Annotated in this window: 3 protein-coding genes; all 3 read right to left on the bottom strand. The window is 58.9% G+C overall.

What is annotated here, in order from left to right; genetic code table 11:
- The coding region (locus tag AB4043_RS25000) for an SDR family NAD(P)-dependent oxidoreductase (RefSeq protein WP_442308457.1) at window positions 1-535 on the bottom strand (535 nt) is incomplete at its 3' end.
- A gap of 309 nt (window positions 536-844) precedes the next feature.
- On the bottom strand, window positions 845-1,279 hold the full coding sequence (gene rplK, locus AB4043_RS24995; protein ID WP_147649430.1) for a 50S ribosomal protein L11: 435 nt from the start codon (window positions 1,277-1,279) through the stop codon (window positions 845-847).
- Window positions 1,280-1,405: 126 nt separating this feature from the next.
- The coding region (gene nusG / locus AB4043_RS24990) for a transcription termination/antitermination protein NusG (protein WP_442308458.1) at window positions 1,406-1,561 on the bottom strand (156 nt) is incomplete at its 5' end.

The raw sequence follows: 1,561 nt of genomic DNA, 5'->3' as shown, positions 1-1,561 counted from the left end.
CAATCACGTCGATGCCATGCAGTAACAGCTCGCGCCGCATCGATTCTGAAACAGCCTCCAGCCCAAACTTGGACGCAGCATAGGCGCCCAGGAAGGGCGAAGCCAGCTTCCCGGAGACGGAGCTGACGTTCACAATACGTCCGGGCGGCCCGGTACGGCTGCGGTCAGCACCCAGCAGGGGAGCAAAGACCTGGCTGAGGCGAACCGGGGCCACCAGATTCACCTCGAGCTGACGCCGGAAGTCGTCGATCGGCAGATAGGTTAGGGGACCATGTACGGCGATGCCGGCGTTGTTGACCAGCCCAGCCAGCGTCTCTCCTCCAAGCGCGGAGCGGACCTCCTCCACGGCTGGCTGGATAGAGGCCTCATCCGTGACATCCATCAGCAGGGGAGTGCACTCTGACGGCAGCATGTGGAAATCTTCCTGCCGGCGGACGGTGCCGAAGACGTGGAATCCATGCCTGGTGAGGAGCTTTACCGTAGCGAGGCCAATGCCGCTGGAGGCTCCGGTGACGACAACCGATCTGCGGGACATGCCGCCAAGCCTAGAGCATTTTCCTGTTGCTGGGTATCCCGGAAGGGTATGCAGCGGCGTTTTCATTACGGAAAACGCCCATGAATGTAGAAGCTCTACATTACACCTACAGGAAAATGCTCTATCGCATTTGCCGGACAAAGAAAAACGGAGCGCCTGAGGCGCTCCGTGCTTGCGAGAGTGCAAGAAATCTTTTGAAGTGTTTTCCCTGTTGCTGGATAACCCGTGAGGGGCGCGCAGCGGCGTTTTCATTGCGGAAAACGCTCATAGATGCGGAAGCCCTACATTGCACCTACAGGGAAAATGCTCTTAGCCGACGACTTCGATACCCATCGAGCGGGCCGTACCCTTGATCGACTTGATCGCGGTTTCTACGGAAGCGGCGTTCAGGTCAGGCATCTTCTGGATAGCGATCTCCCGAACCTGGGCCTCGGTTACCTTACCGACCTTGTCCTTGTTCGGCGCGCCGGCGCCCTTCTGAATACCGGCAGCCTTCTTCAGAAGATTGGCGGCGGGGGGCGTCTTGGTCTCGAAAGTGAACGAACGGTCAGCGTAAACCGTGATCACGACCGGAATAGTCATTCCGGCGAGTTCTTTATTCTGCGTGCGGGCGTTGAACTGCTTGCAGAACTCCATGATGTTGACCTGCGCCTGACCGAGGGCGGGGCCGATCGGCGGCGCCGGGTTGGCCTTACCGGCCTCAACCTGCAGCTTGACGTATCCTTGAACCTTTTTCGGTGCCATGTTGCTTGTCCTTCGTGTCTGCGCAGGGCGCAGACGTAGATTTCACTTCCATGCTGACTGCCGCGGGTGAAGCCCCCGCCGCCAGCGCGGCCCGGTGGTAGAAGACACCAGGCAAAACCCTTCGTACTAGACGATCTTGTCGACCTTGGAGAACTCGATCTCGACCGGTGTTGAGCGGCCGAAGATCGAAACCATGACTTTGAGCGTCTGCTTGTCCTCGTTGACGTCATCCACCGTGCCATTGAAGTTCGCAAACGGCCCTTCGGTGATGCGTACCTGCTC

The sequence above is a fragment of the Terriglobus sp. YAF25 genome (genome assembly GCF_052113305.1).
GTDB lineage: Bacteria > Acidobacteriota > Terriglobia > Terriglobales > Acidobacteriaceae > Terriglobus.
This window is presented reverse-complemented; position numbering and strand designations above follow the sequence as displayed.

What these genes read in the sequence shown, in the direction of transcription:
- rplK (WP_147649430.1), bottom strand. Translation starts at nt 1,279, where the DNA reads ATGGCACCGAAAAAGGTTCAAGGATACGTCAAGCTGCAGGTTGAGGCC.